The organism is Sphaerimonospora cavernae (assembly GCF_042435035.1).
Classification (GTDB): Bacteria; Actinomycetota; Actinomycetes; order Streptosporangiales; family Streptosporangiaceae; genus Sphaerimonospora; species Sphaerimonospora cavernae.
Map to the genome: position 1 here is coordinate 187,336 of NZ_JBHMQT010000018.1, position 16,746 is coordinate 204,081.

The 16,746-nt window shown below is 69.0% G+C and carries 15 protein-coding genes; 13 read left to right on the forward strand and 2 right to left on the reverse strand.

Going from position 1 to position 16,746, the window contains the following annotated elements:
- Nucleotides 1–186 precede the first annotated feature (186 nt).
- Nucleotides 187–987 carry a hypothetical protein gene (locus tag ACFHYQ_RS11425; protein WP_394301089.1) on the reverse strand — a complete coding sequence of 267 codons (801 nt, stop codon included), beginning with the start codon at nucleotides 985–987 and terminating at the stop codon, nucleotides 187–189.
- A 77-nt stretch (nucleotides 988–1,064) separates the two neighbouring features.
- Between ACFHYQ_RS11425 and ACFHYQ_RS11430 the strand changes: the two genes are divergently transcribed.
- The 12 genes from ACFHYQ_RS11430 (at nucleotide 1,065) to ACFHYQ_RS11485 (ending at nucleotide 14,585) form a co-directional block, all read left to right on the forward strand.
- The gene (locus ACFHYQ_RS11430; protein WP_394301090.1) at nucleotides 1,065–1,760 is read left to right on the forward strand and encodes a response regulator transcription factor; all 696 of its coding nucleotides are present in this window, start codon (nucleotides 1,065–1,067) and stop codon (nucleotides 1,758–1,760) included.
- A 40-nt stretch (nucleotides 1,761–1,800) separates the two neighbouring features.
- Nucleotides 1,801–3,135, forward strand: a complete 1,335-nt coding sequence (locus ACFHYQ_RS11435; protein WP_394301091.1) for an ATP-binding protein — start codon at nucleotides 1,801–1,803, stop codon at nucleotides 3,133–3,135.
- A 148-nt stretch (nucleotides 3,136–3,283) separates the two neighbouring features.
- A complete protein-coding gene (treY, locus tag ACFHYQ_RS11440; RefSeq protein ID WP_394301092.1) occupies nucleotides 3,284–5,578 on the forward strand; it encodes a malto-oligosyltrehalose synthase in 2,295 nt (764 codons plus the stop codon).
- Nucleotides 5,579–5,627: 49 nt separating this feature from the next.
- Nucleotides 5,628–7,439, forward strand: coding sequence for a malto-oligosyltrehalose trehalohydrolase (treZ, locus tag ACFHYQ_RS11445; RefSeq protein ID WP_394301093.1), 1,812 nt, complete (start codon nucleotides 5,628–5,630; stop codon nucleotides 7,437–7,439).
- Between the two features lie 303 nt (nucleotides 7,440–7,742).
- A complete protein-coding gene (locus ACFHYQ_RS11450) occupies nucleotides 7,743–8,423 on the forward strand; it encodes a hypothetical protein (protein WP_394301094.1) in 681 nt (226 codons plus the stop codon).
- A 73-nt stretch (nucleotides 8,424–8,496) separates the two neighbouring features.
- Entirely contained in the window at nucleotides 8,497–9,567 is a 1,071-nt protein-coding gene (locus ACFHYQ_RS11455; RefSeq protein WP_394301095.1) for a transporter substrate-binding domain-containing protein, read from the forward strand.
- Between the two features lie 2 nt (nucleotides 9,568–9,569).
- Nucleotides 9,570–10,580 (forward strand): hypothetical protein, encoded by a 1,011-nt coding sequence (locus tag ACFHYQ_RS11460; RefSeq protein ID WP_394301096.1) that lies wholly within the window; start codon nucleotides 9,570–9,572, stop codon nucleotides 10,578–10,580.
- A gap of 192 nt (nucleotides 10,581–10,772) precedes the next feature.
- The gene (locus ACFHYQ_RS11465; protein ID WP_394301097.1) at nucleotides 10,773–11,552 is read left to right on the forward strand and encodes a helix-turn-helix domain-containing protein; all 780 of its coding nucleotides are present in this window, start codon (nucleotides 10,773–10,775) and stop codon (nucleotides 11,550–11,552) included.
- A complete protein-coding gene (locus ACFHYQ_RS11470; protein WP_394301098.1) occupies nucleotides 11,543–11,833 on the forward strand; it encodes a DUF397 domain-containing protein in 291 nt (96 codons plus the stop codon). Before ACFHYQ_RS11465 ends, ACFHYQ_RS11470 begins: the two co-directional genes overlap by 10 nt.
- Before the next feature lie 114 nt (nucleotides 11,834–11,947).
- On the forward strand, nucleotides 11,948–13,087 hold the full coding sequence (locus ACFHYQ_RS11475; protein WP_394301099.1) for an acyltransferase family protein: 1,140 nt from the start codon (nucleotides 11,948–11,950) through the stop codon (nucleotides 13,085–13,087).
- A 105-nt stretch (nucleotides 13,088–13,192) separates the two neighbouring features.
- Nucleotides 13,193–14,077 carry a hypothetical protein gene (locus tag ACFHYQ_RS11480; protein ID WP_394301100.1) on the forward strand — a complete coding sequence of 295 codons (885 nt, stop codon included), beginning with the start codon at nucleotides 13,193–13,195 and terminating at the stop codon, nucleotides 14,075–14,077.
- Nucleotides 14,078–14,165: 88 nt separating this feature from the next.
- Nucleotides 14,166–14,585, forward strand: coding sequence for a hypothetical protein (locus ACFHYQ_RS11485; RefSeq protein WP_394301101.1), 420 nt, complete (start codon nucleotides 14,166–14,168; stop codon nucleotides 14,583–14,585).
- A gap of 55 nt (nucleotides 14,586–14,640) precedes the next feature.
- On the opposite strand, the gene ACFHYQ_RS11490 is transcribed toward ACFHYQ_RS11485, so the two are convergent.
- Entirely contained in the window at nucleotides 14,641–15,978 is a 1,338-nt protein-coding gene (locus ACFHYQ_RS11490) for an aminotransferase-like domain-containing protein (protein ID WP_394301102.1), read from the reverse strand.
- A gap of 145 nt (nucleotides 15,979–16,123) precedes the next feature.
- Between ACFHYQ_RS11490 and ACFHYQ_RS11495 the strand changes: the two genes are divergently transcribed.
- Complete coding sequence (locus ACFHYQ_RS11495; protein WP_394301103.1) at nucleotides 16,124–16,675, forward strand: LysE family translocator; 552 nt, start codon at nucleotides 16,124–16,126, stop codon at nucleotides 16,673–16,675.
- Nucleotides 16,676–16,746: the final 71 nt, after the last annotated feature.

A 16,746-nucleotide genomic window follows, 5' to 3' on the forward strand; every position in this document is an offset into this window, starting at 1 on the left:
GTCCTTTGACCTGCGTCGACGTCTCTGGTGATCTTGCAGTAGAGGCTCACTGGTAAGTGCGAGATCACGAACTGCATTCGCCCTGGTCGGCCAGCATGGGTGCGAGAAACTGCAAGATCACGAACGGTTTCTTTCCTGCTCAGGGCCTGTGGCTGCGAGAATTCGCAAGATCACGGCGGGGTCTGTTCAGTTCTCGTATGTGTCGAGCCGGGGTGGCAGGGCGTTCCACGTGCAGAACGCGGACGATTCACTTGATCCGCGCAGGAAGGTGACGCGCAGCCAGTACGGATCCTCCCAGACCTTCACCTCGTAGCCGTCGTTGGGCGACGCGGTCACCACCCGGCAGTCTTTGCCGGTGACCGCGATCGTCGCGCGTCCGCCCCTGAGTGAGAACGTGTGCAGGGTCTCGCCGTTCGAGGCGGCGGCCGGTGCCGCGACCGCTGTCGTCGGATCCTTCGTCGTGGCCGTGCTCGCCGTCGTCGGCCCGTACGTCGTCGGCCCGTACGCCGTCGTGGGTCCGTGCGCCGTCGCCGGGTTCTTCGCCGTCGCCGATGTCGTCACCGGTTTGGGGCGCAGTCCGATGACGCGCGGCGGCCGAGGCGAGACGGGAAGCACCTGCCGAGTCCGCCCGCCGGTCGACGTGGCCCTACCCGTCCGCTGAGCGGTCGGGGCGGACCCGTTCACCGCGGGTGTCGCGTCCGCCTGGGCATTCGAGGCCTCGGGTGAAGCGGGTCCGCCGGTGACGAATCCCGTCGGAGGCGGACCGGGTGAGATGGGGCCTGGTGAGATGGGGCCCGGTGAGATGGGGTCCGGTGAGGCGGGGATAGGCGAGGGGCTGCCGGGTCCGGCCGCGGCCACCACCGGTGCCAGGGGTGCGTCGTCCAGGATCGTGCTGTACAGCACGTCGCGTACTCCCAGCCAGGACACACCTACAGCGAGTGCGGTCGCACCGCACCAGGCAAGCGCGTAGCTTAAGGGCCGTTTCATTACCCGATAATTTTAACTTCAACTGCCCTGGCCGATACCACTGCACCCCATGTAACACAGGTGTACCGTTCTGCCCCATGGCGACCGTTTTGGTGGTGGAGGACGACGAGTTCGTCCGCTCCGCGATCATCCGTGATTTGGCCGGCCGGAGCCATGCCGTACGCAGCGCCGGCCGGGCGCTCGACGCGCTGCGTGAGATAGCGCAATCCGCCCCCGACGTGGTCATCCTCGATCTCGGCCTGCCCGATCTGGACGGCGCCGAGGCGCTCAAGATGCTCCGCGCGATCTCCAACGTGCCCGTCATCGTGGCCACGGCACGTGACGACGAGGCCGAGATCGTGAGGTTGCTGCGGAGCGGAGCCGACGACTACCTGGTCAAGCCGTTCTCCGGAGACCATTTGAACGCTCGGCTGGAGGCGTTGCTGAGGCGGGCCAGGTCGGGGTCCGTCGCTCCCGCCACCGTCATGAGCGTGGGCGGTCTCGTCATCGACGTCGACGGCCGGGCGGCCCAGCTGGACGGGGTCGCGCTCGATCTGACGCGGCGGGAGTTCGATCTGCTGGCCTACCTGTGCGCCAGGTCCGGGCGGGTGATCTCACGCAAAGAGCTGCTGGCCGAGGTATGGCGGCAGTCCTACGGCGACGACCAGACGATAGACGTCCACCTGTCGTGGTTGCGCCGCAAGCTCGGGGAAAGCGCCTCCCGGCCGCGCTACCTGCATACAGTCCGGGGAGTCGGCGTACGGCTCAGCCCACCCGGCGATCCCACGCCATGACCCCTCGCACGACTCCTCCCACGATGGGGCGGCAGCGGCGGTGAGACGCAGCCTGGTCCTGGTGGCGCTGGCGGTGACCGCCATGGTGGCGCTGGCCTTCCTGATCCCACTGGCCGTCGCGGTGAAGGAGATCGCTGAGAGCCGTGCGCTCGGCGAGGCGGAACGGCAGGCCAGCATGATCGTCCCCGCTCTGGTGGTCACCGATGACACGACCGCCCTCGAACGGGCGCTGGCCAGCACCCCGGCCGGGGCCGGCCGGCTCGCCGTGCATCTGCCCGGCGGAGGCACGATCGGCTCGTCGCGAGTCGGGACCGTCGATATCGCCGCCGCGTTCGAGCGGGCCAGGACCGTGCATGTCTCGGATGGATATGTTCTGCTCAGACCGGTCGCGCTCGGCGGCGGGCGGCGAGCGGTCATCGAGGCGTACGCCCCTGATTCGAACGTCACGAGAGGCGTCACGACGTCCTGGGCCGTGCTGACGGCCGTGGCGCTCGCCCTGGTCGCCGCGTCCGTCGTGGTGGCCGACCGGCTGGGAGCGCGGGTGGTCCGGGCCGCCCGCCGTCTCGGTGAAGCGGCGACCTCTCTCGGGTCGGGCGATCTTTCCGTACGCATCAAGCCGGACGGTCCACCCGAGCTCGTCATGGCGGGGCAGGCGTTCAACACGATGGCCGACCAGGTGGCCGGTCTGCTCGCGGCCGAGCGCGAGCTGGCGGCGGATCTGTCTCATCGGTTGCGCACCCCGCTGACCGCGCTGCGGCTCAACATCGGCGGCACCGGGCCGGAGGCGGAGCAGCGTCAACTCGCGGTCGAGCGGCTGGAACGGGCGGTGGACGAGATCATCCAGGCGGCTCGCAAGCCGTCCCGTCCGGTGCCGGGCGGCTGCGACGCGGCCGACGTCCTGCGGGAGCGGTTCGTCTTCTGGTCCGCCCTGGCCGAGGACCAGGGACGCCCGTGGCAGTTGGTCGGCGCCGACGTCCCGATCCGCGTCCCGGTCACCGCGGCCGATCTCGGCGCGGCCCTCGACGCGCTCCTCGGCAACGTCTTCCGGCACACGCCGCAGGGGGTCGCGTTCCGGGTCACCCTGCACCGGGGCGCCGGCACGGTCGGCATCCTCGTCGCGGACGCGGGGCCGGGCATCGACGATCCCGAAGGCGCCCTCAGACGGGGGCACAGCGGCGCGGGCTCGACCGGCCTCGGTCTCGACATCGCACGCCGCCTGGCCGAGTCGACCGGCGGCGGAATGCGGATCGAGGGGTCCGCGCTCGGCGGCGCGTGCGTGCAGATGTGGCTGCGCAGCGGCGGCGTCACGTTGAACCGCACCCCCCGCCGCCTGCTGTCCAGGCGCCTGCTCGGCCGGCGCCTGCTCGGCCGGTGAACCCGCGCCCACCCGGGGAGTGGCGGAGCCACGGGGAATGTCGTTGCGCTCAGGAAGCCGCCGCCAACTGGCTACCGGCACTCCCGGGAGGCAGTATGGAATCGGCCGGAGCGTGTCCCCCACCGAATCCGTGAGGAAGGACGGTGCCGTGACATCCACCTACCGCGTGCAGCTGACCCCGGACTTCGGCTTCGCGGAGGTGGCCGGGCTGGTGGGATATCTGCGGGAGTTGGGGATCGGTCATCTCTACCTGTCGCCGATCCTCCAGGCGGTGTGCGACTCCCGGCACGGCTACGACGTGGTGGACCACGGCGGGGTGCGGGCCGAGTTCGGCGGGGAGAAGGGGCTGCGCGAACTGGCCGCGGCCGGGCTGCCGCTGGTCGCCGACATCGTGCCCAACCACATGACGATCCCGGTGCCGGAGTCGCGCAACGCCCAACTCTGGTCGGCACTGCGGGACGGCCCGCAATCCCCGCACGCCCGGTGGTTCGACTTCCAGTGGCCGGTCGCCTTTCCCATCCTCGACCCCGGCGACGAGCCGTACGGCACGGCGGTTGAGGTCGCTGACGGGGTCCTGCGCTATCACGATCATGTGTTCCCGATCCGGCCCGGTACGGAGCACCTCCCGCTGCCCGAACTGCTGGAGGCGCAGCACTATCGGCTCGTCGGTTGGCGCGAGAGCCCCGGCTACCGGCGCTTCTTCGACGTGTCCTCGCTGATCGGCCTGCGTGCCGAGGACCCGGAGGTCTTCGCCGCCACCCACGCCGTGACCCTCTCCCTGATCGAGGACGGGGTGTTGGACGGGCTGCGCGTCGATCACCCCGACGGGCTGGCCGACCCGTGCGGCTACCTGCGACGGCTGCGACCCCACGTGCCCGGGCCGCTGTGGGTGGAGAAGATCCTCATTGACGGTGAGCGGTTGCCCGGCGACTGGCCGTGCGACGGCACCACCGGCTACGACGCGCTCAATATGATCACGCGGCTGTTCGTCGACCCGTCCGGCCGGGACGCGCTGGTCGGGACGTTCGGCCGGCTGACAGGCGTGTCCGACGACTACGAGGCCGTGCGGTACGAAGCGAAGAAGCACGTCATCGAGCTGTTCTTCCGGGGCGAGGTCGACCGGCTGACGTCGGACCTGGGAGACGCGGACCTGGGAGACGCGGACCCGGGAGACGCGGACCCGGGGAAAACCGGGCTGCGGGAAGCGCTCGTCGAACTGCTGGTGGCGATGCCCGTCTACCGGGCCTATGTGAACCCCGGCGAGCGACCGCTGGACGAGACGGTGCGGATTATCCGGGGCGCCGCACGCGAGGCCGCCGCCCACGCCGATCCCGACGTCGTCGCCAAGGCCGCCGACCTCGTCCTGTACGGCCCGGCCGAGGCGGTCACCCGGTTCCAGCAGACCTGCGGCCCGGTCATGGCCAAGGGGGTGGAGGACACGGCCCTCTACCGGTGGTACCCGCTGGCCTGCCTGAACGAGGTCGGTGGCGAGCCCGACAGGTTCGGCGTCTCGGTGGCCGAGTTCCACGCGTTCTGCGCCGGTCTGCCGCCGAAGACCATGACCACGCTGTCCACCCATGACACCAAGCGGTCGGAGGACGTACGGGCCCGCCTGGCCGTACTGTCCGAACTGCCGGGGGAGTGGGCGGAGGCGGTCGGCTCGTGGACGGCCGAGGTGTCGTTCGACCCGAGGCTCGACTACCTGGCCTGGCAGTCGCTCATGGCGGTGTGGCCCATCTCGGTCGAGCGGTTCGCCGACTATCTGCTCAAGGCGGCCAGGGAGGCCAAGACGGCGATCTCCTGGATGGAGCCCGACCCGCGGTACGAGTCGGGGTTGCGGGACTTCGCGCGGCGGGCCGTCGAGGTCTGCGGCCCCTCTGTCGCCTCCTTCACGGCTCTCGTCGACCGGTATGCCCGGGTCAACTCCCTCGGGCAGAAGGCCGTCCAGCTCCTGATGCCCGGCATTCCCGACGTGTACCAGGGCAACGAGATCACTGACTTCTCGCTGGTGGACCCCGACAACCGGCGGCCGGTCGACTTCGAGCGGCGGCGTCGGCTGCTGGCGGCTCTCGACGACACGTGGGACGGTCAGAAGCTGCTGGTCACGACCACCGCGCTCAAGCTGCGGCAGCGCATCGACCCGGCCGGGCCGTACGTGCCGATCGCGACGGGGGAGCATGCGGTCGCCTTCGCACGGGGGATCGACAGGAGGATCGACACGGGAACCGGCGTCTCGGCGGACACCTCGGCGGCCGTTGTGATCGCCACCCGGCTGCCCGTGAAGCTCGAACGGCGGGGGGGTTGGGGCGGAGAGACGATCGCGCTGCCACCGGGCCGCTGGCGCGACCTGCTCGGCGGAGTCGAGCACACGGGCCGCGTGCCGATGGCACACCTGCTGTCCCGCTGTCCGGTCGCGATCCTCGAGGGTGCTCCGGCGGGGTGATCTCGGGTGCTACGTGGGAAATGTCCATGGTGACGAAACCGGGAGGGACATGTTCGAGGTCTGGGCACCGAAGGCGGCGAAGGTCGAGGTCGAGTTCGGTGGGGCCAGGCACGGCATGTCACCGGCCGAGGGCGGCTGGTGGCGTCATCCCGGCACCGGGCTGCTACATGGCGTCGACTATTCGTTGTACGTCGACGGCCACGGGCCGTACCCCGACCCGAGGACGCGGCGGCAGCCGTACGGGGTCGAGGGGCCCAGCCGGGTCTACGAGCAGGAGAGATTCACCTGGGGCGACCATGGCTGGCGTGGCCGTGACCTGCGCGGGTCGGTCATCTACGAGCTGCATGTCGGGTCGTTCACCCCGGAGGGGACGTTCCTGGGCGCGGTGCGCAAGCTCGACCACCTGCTGGATCTGGGCGTGGACTTCGTCGAGATCATGCCGGTGGCGCCGGTCCCCGGCAGGCGCAACTGGGGGTACGACGGCGTCGATCTCTACGCGGTCAACGAGGAGTACGGCGGGCCGGACGGACTCAAGAGTTTCGTGGACGCCTGCCACCGGGCCGGTCTCGGGGTCATCCTCGACGTGGTCTACAACCATCTCGGCCCGTCGGGGAACTACCTGGCCAAGTTCGGGCCGTACTTCCACGACGCGAAGGGGTCATACTGGGGCGACGCGGTCAACCTGGACGGGCCGGGGTCAGACGAGGTGCGGCGCTACTTCATCGGCAACGCGCTGCAGTGGCTGCGCGACTACCGCGTGGACGGACTGCGCCTCGACGCGGTCCACGCGCTGCACGACAAGCGCGCCGTGCACCTCCTCGAGGAGCTGGCGGCCGAGGTGGACGCGCTGGCGACGGTGGTCGGGCGGCCGTTGACACTGATCGCCGAGTCCGACCTCAACGATCCCCGCATGATCACGCCGCGGGAGGCCGGCGGTCTCGGCATGCACGCCGCGTGGAACGACGACGTCCACCATGCCATCCACGCCGCCGTCACCGGCGAGACGGGCGCCTACTACGGTGACTTCGGCCCGCTGTCGGCGCTCGCCAAGGTGCTCACCCGCGGTTACTTCCACGACGGCACCTATTCGACGTTCCGCGGCCGATCGCACGGCAGGCCGGCGGCTCACGTGCCGGCCCATCGCTTCGTCTGCTGCGTACAGAACCACGACCAGGTGGGCAACCGCCCCGAGGGCGACCGGATGGAGCCCGACCAGCTGTGGATCGCCGCCGGGCTGCTGCTGACCTCGCCGTTCACGCCGATGCTGTTCATGGGGGAGGAGTGGGGGGCGAGCACCCCGTTCTACTTCTTCACCGACCACTTCGAGCCCTCGCTGGCGGAGAGCGAGGGGGAGCGGCGCAGGCGGGAGTTCGAGGGCTTCGGCTACGAATGGAAGGCGCCCGACCCCCAGGAGGAGGCCACGTTCCTGCGGTCGAGGCTCGACTGGGGTGAGCTGGCCGAGGATGGCCACGCCTCACTGCTCGGCTGGTACCGCGACCTGATCGCGCTGCGCAAGACGTGTCCCGACCTCACCGATCCGCGGCTCGACCGTGTGCGGGTCCACTTCGACGAAGACGGGCGAAGCCTGGTGGTGGAGCGCGGTTCGCTGCGGGTCGCCGCCAACTTCGGCGCGTTCCCGGTCTCCGTACGGCTCTCGCCCGCCGCGAGCACAGGCGTTGAGAGCACGGGAGCCGAGAACGCGGGTGCCGGGCGGATCCTGCTCGCCTCCACGGAGAGCGCCCGGATCACCGACGGCGACCTTCATCTCCCCGCCCAGTCCCTGGTCATCGCCCAGCTCCCCCCCCCCCCCCCCCCCCCCCCCCCGCGTGATCTTGTAAATACCCGCAGAGGGTGCCGCTGAACTGCGGATATTCCTTTTGTGATCTTGCAGAAACTCGCACACTTCCACGCCTACCTGCGGTTTTATCGTTCGTGATCTTGCAGTGCGAGATCACGAAAGGTATTCGCCCTGGTCAACGAATTGGCGTGCAAGTTTCTGCAAGATCATGCTAGCGGTTTTCGCAGGTGGGAGGGCATGTCTGCAGGTATTCGCAAGATCACGAGGGGATTGGTGGAGGGGTTGACATTGGAGATCTATAAAGAGAGCATTGCTCTCTAAATAGATCGATGAGCTGCTCTGTGTGCGCTGATCGGAGATGTCCCCATGACCGTTCCCCGCTCGTCCCTCGTGCCGTCGTTCGCCTCATCTCGGGCTCGCCTCGGGTCCGCCGCCCTCGCCGGGGCCGGCCTCCTGTTTCTCCTCTATCCGCTGGTCCGGCCGTACTCCGATGAGACGACGCTGGACGGCGCCCGTGCGATCGCCTCCTCGGCGTGGGTCGCGTCGCACCTGTTCGCGATGGTGGGATTCATCCTCACCGCACTGGGCTTCCTGGCCCTGCACCTCGTGCTCGACGGGCGGCTCACGCTCCCCGCGGTCGTGGTGACGTGGGTCGGCGCCGGGCTCACGCTGTCGTACTACGGCGCAGAGGACTTCGCCCTCAACGTCATCGCCGACCGCGCGGTCCGGGAAAACGACGCCTCACTGATCGGGCTGGTCGACGAGTTCCGGTACGGCCCGGCGGCGATCGGCACATTCGCCGCGGGGCTCGTACTGCTCGGCGTCGGCGCGGTCGTCGCGGCCGTGGCCGTCTGGCGTTCGGGGGTGTTGCGGCGATGGAGCGCCGTTCCGCTGGCCGCCGGATTCGCTCTGTTCATCCCTCAGTTCTTCGGCACTCCGGCGCTTCGGATCGCGCACGGCGCACTGATGGCCGTCGGCGGCCTCTGGCTCGCCGCGGAACTGTGGCGGGCGGGCCGCATCGGCTCCGTCGAGGCCCTTCGCCGATGAGGGTGTCGCACCGGGCGTGACGTCGCTAGCCTGCCATCAATGATCCAGATTTGGCGGAGGCGAGCGGACGTCGATGAGTGACAGCCGGATGGACCGGATGAAAGCGTGGCGATTACCGCGCAGGCCGAAGATGGCACCGACGGCCGAGGACGCCGACGTGACGGGGGATGAGCCACCGCTGGATGTCGACCCGGTGGTGCCACCCGAGGAACGCGGCCGTACGCTGCGTCTGGCCGGGTGGCTCGCGGCGGTCACCCTGGCCGGCGTGGTCGCGGCCTGGACGGTCTGGGCCACGGGTTCGCCCACCGAGGCCGACCTGCGCGAGGAGGCCCGTCTCGTCGGCAAGCAGGAGCTGCTGATCGGTGTGAAGGACGACACCCCTGGAATCGCCTTGCGAGACCCGGACACCGGCCGGTACGAGGGTTTCGACATCGAGATCGCCTACATGGTGGCGGGAGAACTGGGCTTCTCTCCCCGCCAGGTGAGGTTCCTGGCGATCAAAACCGAGGACCGGGGCAGGATGCAGGCCGTCGACCAGGACGGCCGTTTCGCCACCGTCGACCTCGTCGTGGCGACCTACAGCGTCACCGCGCAGCGGACCGCCCAGATCTACATGTCCGAGCCGTACCTGGAGACCGAGCAGACGGTGGTCACCCGCCGCGATCATGTGGACGTGGCCTCACTCGGTGACCTGGCCGGTGAGAAGGCATGCACGCTCGCCACCTCGACCTCCGAAGACCAACTCCGGCAGGCAGGGGCCACCCCCGTGAACAAGAACAGGATCAGTGAGTGCATCGAGGGACTGCGTGCCGGCAAGTTCGACGCGGTGACCACCGACGCGGCCATCCTGGCCGGGTTCGTGGCGAAGTATCCAAAAGAACTGCGCGCACATGACATCGGGCTGTCCGCCGCCGAGCGATGGGGGATCGCCACCGGACGGAACCGCGCCCTGCGCACCCTGGTGAACCTGGCCCTCTACCGCTCCTACGCCGACCCGAAGGATCGCCGCTGGGAGAAGGCGTTCGACACCTACCTGGCGCCGTTGCAGAAGGCCAACGGCGGTCAGCAGGTCGCCGTGAGCGAGCAGCCCTGGATCGACGAGCCGGATGTCCGGCGTTGGCCGTGGGAACGAGACATCCCCTGACGATGGCCTACGGCTCCCGCGACCTCCCGGCCCGTCCGCGGCGCGGCCGCGTGGCCCCGCGCAACATGGAGTGGCTGCTCGCCGTGCTGCCGGCCTTCCCGCTGGTGCTGCTGGTGCTGCGGCTCTGGTACGCGGGCCGCCAGGACACCCAGACGCTGCTCCTGCTCGTCCAGCACGTCAGCCCGCTCAGCCTGCTCAGCTCGGCACTGATCCCGGGATTGTGGATCATACCCGGGGTAGTGCTGGTGCTCCGGGTGCTCAGCGCCCTCTACCTGGTCAGCGCGCGCCGCTCGTCTCTGCTGGTCCGGGTGGCCGACCGGATCCCCGACTGGGTGCTGGTCGTGGCCGTCGCGGTCGCCCTCCTCGCCTGGCAGCTGCGGTTCCTGCCCACGCTGCTGATGCTCACCCTCGCGGTTCTCGGGCTGACCGTCCGTGAGCGCGGTCACGGACGGTTCGCCGTACGGTTCGTCGGTGTGGTGCTGCCCCTGCTGGCCGCCGTGGTCTGCTACGCGCTGCTGGCCCCGGCGATCGTCGACGCGGTGCACGAGGGGGATCGGGTCACCCTGCTGCTCGCCATGCCCCCGGGCCTGAGCGCACTGCTCACCGGTCCTGTCCCGCGGGCGTTCGCATGGGTGATCAGCCATGGTGTCGCTCTTCTGGTCGCCCTGGTGCTGCCCGTCGTCGTGGGCGTGGTCTTCCTCCGGGTTCCGGTCCTGCCGCTGGTCGCCGTGGAGACGACGGGGGAGGACGGCCTCCCGCCGGTGATCGTGGGATACACGATCACCGTGGACGACCGGATGACCACGTTTCTGTCCACCGACGGCATCGTGCGGTTCGTCGACAACGATCACCTTGGCTTCCAGACGCTCTGCCCCGATCCCGCGGAGATCCCGAACAGCCGCGTCGACCTGCGCGGATGGTACGTGGAGGAGAGCATGATCTCCTGGCTCGCCCCCGAACGCGCCACGACCACCGACGACCCCCGCTGCCAGGGCCGCCGTACGTCCTCCTGAGGCCGGTAGGGCGAGATCACGGTTGGCGGTCCACGGGATTGCGGCTCTCCTGGTGGCGGTTTTCGGCCACGGACGGCTCCAACTTGACTACGCTCTGTTTGTAATCCGTCACGGATCGGAATTTCACCGGTCGCCGACGTGGTCGGACCCTGCCGTTGGGCACTGCCGTCAACTCCGGGCGAAGGAGGCGTTGTGGTCGATGCTTATTCACCACAGGCGATCTGGGGCAGGGAGCTGCGTCACTACCGGCAGGAGGCGGGGCTGACCCAGGCGCAACTCGCCCAGAAGATCCACTTCAGCGAGTCCCTGATCAGCGGTGTCGAGACCGGTCAGCTTCCGGCCAGTCCGGAGTTCGCCCAGTGCTGCGACGACGTTCTGTCCACGGGTGGCGCGCTGCAGCGACTCCTCGACTGGCGGAAGGGACAGGTCTTCCCCTCCTGGTTCGGTAAGTGGCGCGACAAGGAGCAGGAGGCCACGACGCTGCGGACGTACGAGCCGCTCGTGATCCCCGGACTGCTGCAGACCGAGTCGTACGCACACGTGGTCCTGCGGGGCAACGAGACGGCCGTGGCGGCTCGGCTGCACCGGCAGCTCATCCTCGCGCGGGAGGATCCGCAGCCCCCGATCTTCCGCTGCGTCCTCGACGAGGCGGTGCTGTACCGGCCGATCGGTGGGCGGGAGGTGATGCGCGAGCAACTCGATCACCTGATCGCGATGGCCGGTCCACGGCTGAGCGTTCAGATCGTCCCGCAGGGCATGCATTCGGGGCTGCTCGGCGGGTTCGTCATAGCCACGCTGGATGACGGATGCGACGTTCTGTACGCGGAGACCGCCATCCGCGGCATCACGACGAGCGATGCGGGCGACGTCTCGGCGGCGATCGAGCGTTTCGAGGCCATCCGGACCGAGGCGCTTCCGCTGAACATGTCGCTTGAATTGATCAAGAAAACGATGGAGGAGAGATGGACCTGAACAGCGCGCTGTGGCGCAAGTCAAGCTTTTCCGGCGACAACGGCGGTAACTGCGTCGAAGTCACCGAACTCGAGCACGTCGCCCTGACCCCTCATCACATGAGCGGGCAGCATGTCGACGGCGCCGCCCACAAGGCCGGTCACGGGAGGTTGATCGCCGTACGGGACTCGAAGGACCCCGACGGACCCAAGCTGTTCTTCACCTCCGACGAGTGGTCGGCCTTCCTCCAGGGTGTGAAGGCCGACGAGTTCGACCTGGAGCGTGCTTCCGGCGCGTCCTGACCGCGCATCGGGCGGCACCCCGTACCCGCCGTGGCGTCCGGGCCGTCGTCGTACAGCCGGGTCAGAGGGAGTAGTCGGTCAAGTGATGGGCATCTTTCGCCTAAAGTCACCCCGATGGCCGCAACTCCCTCCCGCCTGGCCTGGCTGGACGCCCTGCGGGGCCCAGCCGCCCTGGCCGTCGCGCTGCACCACTCCGCCTGGACGTTCATTCCGGAGGTCTGGGGCGTCGTGGATCGCAGGATCGACGTGGGCACCTGGGGTGTCTTCGTGTTCTTCCTGGTCAGTGGCTATATCATCCCCGCGTCTCTGGAACGGCGCGGCGACGTCCGGGTCTTCTGGATCGGCCGGGCCTTCCGCCTGCTGCCGCTACTGCTCGCCGCGATCGCGCTGGCGCTCCTGCTGGGGTACGTCGGAGCATTCGATCTCCACCCGGGGCTGAGCCGGCGGCCTCTGCCCGTTGTCGTCCTCGGCAACGTGACGATGCTGCAGGAACTGCTCGGTGTGCCCGCCGTCATCAATGTGATGTGGACCCTGTCGTACGAGATGGCCTTCTATCTGCTGACGGTCGGGCTGTTCGCGGCACGGCAGGCACAGCGGTCGGCCGCCGTCGCGGTGGCCCTGGCCCTGGCGGCCGTGCCGCTCGGGATCCTGATCCCCAGAGCGGTCATCAGTGGGCGTGTGGACCTGGTCGCCGTGTTCCTGGGCGGCGCCGCGCTCGTGGTGATCGTCGTGACCGCATGGGCAGGCGGCCGGACGCGCGGGGCCGCCGCGTTGACCGGCGGCGTCCTCGCTCTGGCGCTGGTCGTCCTGGGCAGCAGGATCGGCGCCTGGCAGGGGCTGATCATCCTGGCCATGATGTTCGCGGGCACGGCCATCCACCGTGCCGAGCAGGGGACGATCCGCTGGCGCACCGCCATCGGCACCGTGCTGACAGTGCTGGCCTGCGGGGTTTTCGCCAAGGACGATCCCGGATGGGCGCCCGCGCTCCTGCTCGCCGCCGTGTTCTTCATGACGGCCTTCGCGCTGCGACGCCGGCGGTTCCCCCGGTGGCTCGCCCACATCGGAGTGATCAGCTTCTCGCTCTACCTGCTTCACCCGCTCCTGCTGCGGCTTAGCCCGAATCTCCCGTTGTTCTTCCTCATCCTCGTGCCGCTCGGCCTCCTGACCTACCACCTGATCGAGGCCCCAGCCCAGCGCCTCGGCCGGCGCCTCGGGCGGCGGCTGGCTCGGGTGAGGGCATCGGTCTCCGCGTAAGCATCTGTGGATAACCGCCCTTGTCCACAGAACGGGGTTCGGCGGAGATTTTCTGGGCGTGATCGGCGCAGGCTGGGGACCTCCAGGCGTTCTGAGGAGGACCCCATGAAGATCACATACCCGGTGCCCGCCGAGACCACGACCGTTTTCGTCGTCGTGACCGACCGCACCCCGACCGAGCTGTCCTCGATAGTGCCGTGGCGGATGGGGCGGCCGCACCGACGCGCGGCGATGGAGGTGCTGGGCACGCCCCGGCTCGAGCTGGAGGCGTTCCGGGCCGCGCAGTCGCCGTGGCGGCGGATGGACCTGGACGGTGACGACATCCGCAAACAGGTGCGCAGGGCCCGCCACCACATCGTCGTCTCCAGCACCGCATCCGTGACCGCTCAGCCGGAGGCGGCACAGGTCGCCCGGGCGGCCGCTCGCGGGGTCGCCGAGGCCTACCACGGCATGATCGTCGACCCGCTCACCGGCACCGCCTTAGCCCACTGCCCGGAATGTCCGGGGGAGCGGCAGGAGTTCCGGCTCGGCGACGACTGGCTGGGCTGGACGTCGGAGGTCGACGAGACCGGCTCCTGCCCGCCGTGGGAGCCGGCGGCCTCCGGGCTCTGCTCGTGTCTGCGGGTGAAGAGCCGCGGTCTGCGCCGGTTCGGCCTGCCCGAGATCATGCTGGACGGCGCCGCGTGCGCGCACAGCCTCTGCACGGTCGACATCCTGCGCACCGTCGCCGATCGGCTGCTGCTCGGGCATCTCGACTGGATCACCGGACACCCGGGCGCCCCATGCCGGACGATCGGCGAGCACCTGCGGATCGGCCAGGCCGACTTCGCGGTGTTCTCCGGCAGCCCCGATCTCGATGACGAGCCCTTCCGCGTACGGCTGACGCGGAACGCCGCCGACCGGTCATGCCTGCGGATCGGCCCGCCGGACGGCTTCGACGGCACGGTCAACGACTGGCTCTGCCGTGCCCCCGGACTCCTGGCCGCCTGAAAGACAAAGATGTTCAAATCTTGACTAAATTGGCCGAGGGGGTGATGGTTGCGCTTAAGGGATCTTTCGCTCACGATCGGAGGAGATCATGAGAAGGTTCAGAACATCCGTCGCGGTGTCGACGATGCTCGCGGCCGCACTGGCCGTGATGGCGCCGGGCGGCGCGGCCAACGCCGACACGACGATGACAAGGAACGACGTCCCGGAGTGCGTGGTCAACGTCACCGAACCGGTGTCGAACGGCAAGACCATGACCGTGAACGGGAGCGTTATCTGCCCGAAGGGATCCGTTGACCACGGTTGGATGCTGCTCTGGTTCAACGGGTCGGAAGGGGTGGAGAACGGCGTCGCAGAGCTCCAGGAATCCGGCCCGACCTTCCAGGCGACCGTCGTCGCGCCGTGCGTCGAGGGGACCTTCCGAGGTGAGCTGTTCATCAGCCTGCACCGGACCTCGGGGGGCGGCGGTTTCAACGTAGGAGTTTCCAAGCTGGTGACCATCGCCTGCTGACCACCGTCCCGACGCCTCCGCCCGCGGCCTCACCTGTCGCAGCAATCTGCCGCCCTCAATCGGTCAGGAGATCGTCCGGCGAGGAGCGGGCGAGGCCGCTGAGGGTGGCCAGAGCGCGCGCCAGCGTTTCGGCGGGGGGCGACGCGAGGCCGAGCCTGACGGCGTTCGGCGCACGGTAGTCGCCCACGGCGAAGGCCGCCGCGGGAGTCACGGCGATGCTGTGCCGTGCGGCGGCCGCCACGAACGTGTCGGCCCGCCACGGCGGCGGGAGCTCCCACCAGCAGTAGTAGGAACGCGGGTCGCCGCGCACCGAGAAATCGCCCAGGTAGCGGGTGGCGATCTCCTGCCGGACGGCCGCTTCTCGCTGCTTGCCAACGGTCACCGACCGTACGACGCCGTCCATCCACCACTGGGTCGCCGCCTCGAGTGCGAACCGCACGGGCGTCCAGGCCCCGGAGTGCAGCGCCGCGGTGACGTTCGCGACCGCCGTCTCGGGAACGACGGCGAACCCGATGGTCAGGCCGGGTGCGAGCCGTTTGGAGAGGCTGTCGATGAGGATCGTGTGCTCGGGCGCCCAGGCGGCGAGTGGTGGCAGGTCGTCGCGGAGGAACGACCAGATCGTGTCCTCGATCGCGTGGACGCCCAGCCGCGTGAGCACGCTCGCGAGCTCGGCCCGGCGTTCGACGGGCATGTTGAGCGACAAGGGATTGTGCAGCGTCGGCTGGAGATAGATCGCCTTCAGCGGAGCCTTGCGTGCCGCGGCCGCCACGGCATCGGGGACCAGGCCGGCTTCGTCGACCGTCAAGGGGACGAGGGTGACCCCGAGCCGGGCGGCGATCGCCTTGAGCACGGGATAGGTGAGCTCCTCGACTCCCAGCCGCGCGCCCGGGGGGACCAGCGCGGCGATGGCGGCCGCGATCGCCTGACGGCCGTTGCCGGCGAAGAGCACCCGCGCCGGGTCCGGGCACCAGTCGCCGCGTGCGACCAGATCCACGACGACGTCGCGGGCGAGTGGCGTTCCGGCCGCGCCCACCGGCCGCATGGCCGACAGCAGGATGTCCGGGCGGAGCAGTGGCTTCATTGCGTCCCCGAGCAGGCGGGCCTGTTCGGGGACGACGGGATGGTTGAGCTCGAGATCGATTCTGCTGTCACTGGGTTCGGCGAGTGCGGTTCCGGGCTGCCGGGCGGAGGCCCGTACGAACGTGCCGCGGCCGACCTCGCCGACCGTCAGGCCGCGGCGGCCCAGTTCCTTGTAGACGCGGACGGCTGTGGAGTTGGCGATACCGCGCCGCCGGGCGAAGTCCCGCTGTGGAGGCAGCCGGTCTCCCGGTCGTAGCCGTCCGGCGGCGATCTCCGCGGCCACCTCGTCCGCGACCTGCCGATAGCTCTCCAACGCCGTCTCCTCTCCGGGGTCGGTTACGGCCGCAATTCAAACACGACATTGCACCGAGAGCAATATTAAATATTGCGCCGGAATGGACTCGCCGAATACGCTGAGAAAGTCGTGATGGGCGCGTCACGGAAAGGGGGCGGCATCGATGGTGGGGCAGGGCGCGATTCTGGGCGTCGTTTCCATCTCGCTCGGAATGGTGCTGTCTCCCGGTCCGAACATGCTGTACCTGGTCTCACGGAGCATCGGTCAGGGACGCCGGGCCGGAATCATCTCCCTGTGCGGTGTCGTCGCGGGATTCCTTGTCTATCTGGTCGGCACGAACCTCGGGTTGGCGGCGCTGTTCGCCGCGTTTCCCGGAATCCTCACGGCGATCAGGCTGCTTGGCGCCGGTTACCTGCTGTGGCTCGCCTGGAAGACGGTCAGGCCCGGTGGCGTATCGGTCTTCACCGTGCAGGACGTGCCCGACGATCCCCCGCGTCGACTTTTCGCGATGGGGCTGATGACGAATCTGCTCAATCCCAAGATAGCCATCCTGTACATCTCTGTAATTCCGCAGTTCATCGACTTGAACAAAGGAAACGTGCTGCTCCAGGGAATCGTTCTCGGCGGTTTCCAGATAATGGTGGCGGCCTCGGTGAACCTGTCGATCGTAAACAATCAGCGGATACGCGCGGTGCTTTCATGTGATAGCGGATAGTGACCGCCTCTGGGCGTGCCAGGGTGAACGGACGCCGGGAGTCATGCCGTGCCGGGAATGGGCGGCATCCA